2 protein-coding genes are annotated in these 5,933 nt (G+C 69.9%); both read right to left on the bottom strand.

Features of this window, described 5'->3' with window-relative positions:
• Positions 1-4,763, bottom strand: a 4,763-nt coding sequence (locus tag ACFVST_RS29100) for a beta-ketoacyl synthase N-terminal-like domain-containing protein (RefSeq protein WP_390156593.1), incomplete at its 3' end; no start/stop codon positions are given.
• A gap of 59 nt (positions 4,764-4,822) precedes the next feature.
• On the bottom strand, positions 4,823-5,933 hold a 1,111-nt coding region (locus ACFVST_RS29095), incomplete at its 5' end, for a beta-ketoacyl reductase (RefSeq protein ID WP_390156592.1).

The following is a 5,933-nucleotide window of genomic DNA, read 5'->3' as shown; positions in this document are numbered from 1 at the left end:
TGCGCCTCGTCAAACCCCGACGCGCGCAACGCGTCCCACTTCCCCTCACTGGCCGTCCCAAAGACCTCCGCACCCCGCCACCGCGCCACCTGCACAGCCGCCATCCCCACACCACCAGCAGCCGAATGCACCAGCACCGACTCCCCCGCACCCAGCCCAGCCACATCCACCAACCCGTAGTACGCGGTGGCGAAGGCGACCGGCACCGAAGCGGCCTGCACGAACGTCCAACTGTCGGGGATCTTCACGACCTGGCGGGAGTCACAGACCGTAGTCGGGGCGAAGGAGGCCGACAGGACTCCCATCACCCGGTCGCCGGGCACGAGGGACGTCACCTCCGAGCCGACCTCGGTGACGACACCGGCGCCCTCACCGCCCATCGTGGTGCGCTCGGGGTACATGTCCAAGGCGATCAGGACGTCCCGGAAGTTCATGCCCGAGGCGCGTACGGAGACCCGCACCTCCCGGGGGCCCAGCGACGAACGGTCCGGGGTGACCGGCAGCAGAGCCAGGTTCTCCAGGGTGCCGGGGGTGGAGACGTCCAAGCGCCAGTTCTCCCCGTCCGGCAGTACGAGCGAACCCTGATGGCCAGGACGGACCAGGCGGGGAACGAGGAGTTCGCCGTCGCGGATGGCGATCTGGGGCTCGGCCGTAGCCAGAACGGCCGGCAGCACCTCGGCGAGGTCCGTGTGCTCCTCAAGGTCGACGAGCAGGAAACACCCCGGGTTCTCAGACTGGGCGGAGCGCACCAGGCCCCAGATGGCCGACTGCCCGAGCCCGCCCACGCTCTCGTCGGGACGGACCCCCACGGCCCCGCGGGTGACGAGCACCAGGGTGTTGTCAGCGAGCCGGTCCTCGGACAGCCAGGTCTGCAGGGCTTCGAGGACGGTTTCCGTCGCCGCTCGTACCGCGTCCGGCAGGCCGTCGGCCTCGACATCGGCCTCGTCGTACGGGCAGGCCAGCACCGCGTACTCAGGGCATGGACCGCACAGCAGGTCGCTGATGTCGCTGATGTCTCCGAGCAGCGTCCAGCGGTCGGGGCTGACAGGGGCCGTCGACGGGGTCGCCTGGATCCAGTCAACGGCGTGGGGCCTCTCGTGTTCTTCTCTCCGGAGACTGGCGAGTTGTTCGGGGGTGATCGCGGAGATCATCAGGCGCTCGACCCGGGCAACGGGGGCGCCGGAGTGGTCCGCGACCTCGATGCACGTCGAGTCGGCTCCGGCCTGGGTGAGCCGCACCCGGACCGAGGAGGCGCCAGCCAGGTAGACGGACACGCCGGTCCACGCGAAGGGGAGGCGCAGCGCCCCACCGCTCTCGAAGAACATGCCCGTGCTGGTCGCGTGCAGGCAGGCGTCCAGGAGCGCGGGATGGATGGCGAACTCGTCCGCGCTCCCCCGTTGCTCCTCGGGCAGCGTCACCTCGGCGAAGATCTCGTCCCCGCGCACCCAGGCGGCCTGGAGGCCGCGGAAGGCCGGGCCGTAGCCATAGCCGGCCGCGGTCAGACGCTCGTAGAGGTCCTCGGCGTCGAGCGCGGTGGCACCGGGCGGCGGCCACGCGCTCAGGTCCGTATCGCTGGGGACGTCCTCGGGGGTCAGAAGGCCGGAGACGTGATGCGTCCATGCGTGGTCGGCGTCGGTGCGCGAGTGAATGGTCAGCGCCCGCGCGCCGGACTCGTCCTCGGCCTCGACCCGCACCTGGAGGGTGACGGGATCCTTGGGAGGGATCACCGCGGGGACCCACAGCGTCAGTTCCTCCAGGCGTCGGCACCCGACTTCCTCACCGGCGCGCAGTGCCATCTCGACCAGGGCGGTTCCGGGCACGACGACGACGCCGTCGACCTGATGGTCCGCCAGCCAGGGGTGGGTGCGCAGGGAGAGCTGCGCGGTGAGCACGGCGCCCTGTTCCTCCGCGAGGGGAATGGCCGTGTCGAAGAGCGGATGTCCGGCGGCGGAGAGTCCCGACGGGGCGGAGGCCGCGGCGTCGGACGCGGTGAGCCAGTACCGCTCGCGTTGGAAGGCGTAGGTGGGCAGTTCCACGCGTCGGCCGCCGGGCAGGAGCGTGGTCCAGTCGACCTCCACGCCCTGCGTCCAGGCTGTGGCCACCGACCCCAGGAAGCGGTCCCAGCCGCCCTCGCCGCGCCGGAGGGACCCCACGACCGACGCCGGGGCCGCGAGCTCCTCGATCGTCTCCAGCACGCTGTGGCCCAGGACCGGATGGCCGCTGGCCTCGATGAAGACCCCGTACCCCTGCTCCAGCAGCGCCCGCGTGGCTCCCCCGAAGGTCACCGGCTCCCGCATGTTCCGGAACCAGTACGCGGCGTCCATGTGCGCGGTGTCCAGCCAGTCGCCGGTGACCGTCGAGAAGAACGGGATCTGGGACGAGACCGGCGCCACGGGCGCCAGCACCTCCAGCAGCTCGTCCTCCAGCACGTCCATGTGCCGACTGTGCGAGGCGAACGACTTCGGGACCCGACGGCTGCGGATCCCCCGCTCCTCACACACCGCCAGCAACGCGTCCAGCGACTCGTTGTCTCCGGAGACGACCGTCGTGCCCGGTCCGTTCACCGCCCCGACCGACAGCGCGTCCGGCCACGCCGCGATCAGCTCCTGAACCTCCGCGACGGGGGCCGAGACCGTGGCCAGGGCTCCCGTGTCCTTGACCTTCGCCGCCGCTACCTGGCTGCGCAGGGCGACCACCCGTGCGGCGTCCTCCAGGGAAAGACCGCCCGCGACACACGCCGCCGCGATCTCTCCCTGTGAATGGCCCACCACCGCGCCGGGGACTACACCCACCGAGCGCCAGACCTCGGCCAGCGAGACCATCACGGCCCACAGGGCGGGCTGCAGCACTTCCACCCGCTCCCACAGCTCCGCCGCGTCCCCCTCGCCTCGCAGCACCCCGGTCAAGGACCAGTCCACGAAGGGCGCCAGCGCCCGCTCACACTCCTCGATCCGCCGGGCGAACACCTCGGAGGAATCGAGCAGCTCCACGGCCATGCCCGCCCACTGCCACCCCTGCCCGGGGAACACCAGCACCGGCCGCGCACCCGTACGGGCCACACCCCGCACCACACACCCGCCAGAGCCACCGGGCTCGCCGGAGGCCAGCGTGCTCAACCCCTTGATCAGCTCGGCCGGGTCCGAACCCAGCACCACCGCGCGGTGCTCCAAGCCGGCCCGGGTGGTCGCGAGCGAATAGCCCACATCGACCGGGTCGAGCGTGGCCTCCGAGGCCACCGCTTCCGCCAGACGCTCCGCCTGGCCGGACAGTGCAGCCTCGCCCCGCGCCGAGAGGACCCACGGCACCACCGAGACCCGCTCGGAAGCCTCGGTCGGCTCGGGAGGCTCCACCGTTTCGGGTGCCTGCTCCACGATCACGTGCGCGTTCGTGCCACTGATCCCGAACGAGGAGACACCCGCCCGCCTCGGCCTGCCGGTCTCCGGCCACTCCTGCGCCTCGGCCAGCAGCTCCACCCCGCCGCCGGACCAGTCGATCTGCGCCGACCGCTCCTCCACATGCAGCGTCTTCGGCAACGTCGCGTGCTGTATCGCCAGTACCATCTTGATCACACCGGCCACACCCGCGGCCGACTGCGTGTGCGCGATGTTCGACTTCACCGAGCCCAGCCACAGGGGGCGGTCCTCACCCCGCCCCTTCCCGTACACCGCCTGGAGAGCCTGCGCCTCGATCGGATCGCCCAGCGCCGTGCCCGTCCCATGGGCCTCGACCGCGTCCACCTCACCTGCCGACAGCCCGGCGTTCGCCAACGCCGCACGGATCACCCGCTGCTGCGACGGCCCATTCGGCGCCGTCAGACCGCTGCTCGCACCGTCCTGGTTCACCGCCGAACCCCGCACCACCGCCAAGACCTCATGACCCAGCCGCCGCGCGTCCGACAACCGCTCCAACAGGAGAACGCCTGCGCCTTCGGCCCAGCCGGTGCCGTCAGCGGACGCCGAGAACGCCTTGCACCGGCCATCGCGCGACAGCGCCCGCTGACGGCTGAACTCGATCAGCACCACGGGGTCCGCCATGATGCTGACGCCACCGGCCAGCGCCAGCGAGCACTCGCCCTGCCGCAGCGACTGGACGGCCATGTGCATCGCCACCAGCGACGACGAGCACGCCGTGTCCACGGTCACCGCTGGCCCCTCAAGACCGAACGTGTAGGCGACCCGGCCGGATATCACGCTCGTGGCGGTGCCTGTGACGGCGTAGCCTTCGATCGCCTCGTCCACCAGACCTCCGGACACATAACCGGAGGTCGCCGCACCGGCGAACACGCCGACGTCCTTGCCCTTCAGGCCGGAGGGGTCGATACCAGCCCGCTCGATCGCCTCCCAGCAGGTTTCGAGCATCAGGCGCTGCTGCGGGTCCATGGGCAGTGCCTCACGCGGCGAGACACCGAAGAAGGCAGCGTCGAAGTCCGCGACGTTCTCGACGAACCCGCCCTCTCGCGCGTAGGTCTTCCCCACGGCGTTCAGGTCCGGGTCGTATATCCCCTCGACGTCCCAGCCCCGGTCGTCCGGCAATTCCGAGACAGCGTCGCGGCCTTCCGTGAGCAGTTCCCACATGCCCTGGGGGGTTTCGATCCCACCCGGGAGCCGGCATCCGAGACCAACAATGGCGATGGGCTCACGTGAGCGGGACTCAACAGCGTTCAGCCGCTGCTTCGTCTCTGATAAGTCCGCAGTGACACGCTTGAGGTAGTCACGAAGCTTTCCCTCGGCACCACTCATATGCCTTCTCTTTCCGTGATGAATTCGGTGTCGCTCGGGACACTCAAGCGTGTTTGTGCCACGACCGAGTTTCTTGGCGTGCGTTAATCGCGACCGAGTTCTTTGTCGATCAGCGCGAACATCTCGTCGTCCGAAGCGGCTTCGAGCACGGATCGGTCGATACCTTTGCCGTCGAGTTGGTCCGGCACATCGTCGCTCTCCACCGTCCTCAGCAATTCCCTGAGCTGATCGGCCACCTGGGCTCGCACCTCGCCGTTCATCGGCCGGTCCCCGAGCGCGGATCCCAGCCCTTGGATCGCGTCCAGGACCGACGCCGCGTCACCGTTCGAAGGGGCCATCTCGGAGAGCAGATGATCGGCCAGCGACGCCGGGGTCGAATAGTCGTAGATCATGGACGAGGGAAGCCGCAGACCGGTCACGGCGTTGAGCCGGTTCCTCAGCTCCAGGCCGGTCAGGGAGGTGAATCCCGTGTTCACGAACCCGCGGTGGAGATCGACGGCGTCGAGGTGCGCGTGCCCGAGGATTGCCGCCGCCTCGGCACGCACCAACTCGACGAGGATCTGCTGCTGCCCGGCGGGAGGGACCGCGGCAAGCCGCTGGGCGAGCTCGGAACGGGAGTCGCCGCTTGCCGCCCTCTGGTCCTGATCAGGACGTTCGAGCTCCTTCAACTCGGAAAGGAGCGGGCTCGGCCGGTCGGCCGTGAATCGGGAGGCGAAGCGTTCCCAGTCCATCGCGGCGATGGACACGGTGGTCTCGTCCCGGTCGAGGGCCTGCTGCAGGCCCAGCAGCGCCTGCTGGGGATCCATCCACTCCATGCCCATCAGGCGCATCGCTTCCTCGACGCCCTGTTCACCGGCGAACCCCTCGCCCGACCACATGCCCCAGGCGATGGACGTCGCCTTGTCCCCACGGGCCCGCCGCCGCTCGGCCAGCGCATCCAGGAAGGCGTTCGCCGCCGCGTACGCTCCCTGGCCCACTCCGCTCAGCACACCGGCGATGGAGGAGTAGAGAACGAAGGCATCCAGGTCCTGACCCGCGAACAACTCGTCCAACACAACAGCCGCCCCCACCTTCCCCGCAAACACCTCCTCCATATCCCCCACCGTCGTCTCCGCCACCGGCACAAAACGACCCGGAACACCCGCCGTATGAAACACCGACCGCACCACACACCCCTCAGCCCGCAACCCCTCC

Origin of the sequence: Streptomyces sp. NPDC058045, from assembly GCF_042885635.1 — a bacterium.
GTDB lineage: Bacteria > Actinomycetota > Actinomycetes > Streptomycetales > Streptomycetaceae > Streptomyces.
The sequence above is the reverse complement of the archived record's forward strand: the minus strand, read 5'-3'. Positions and strand labels throughout refer to the sequence as shown.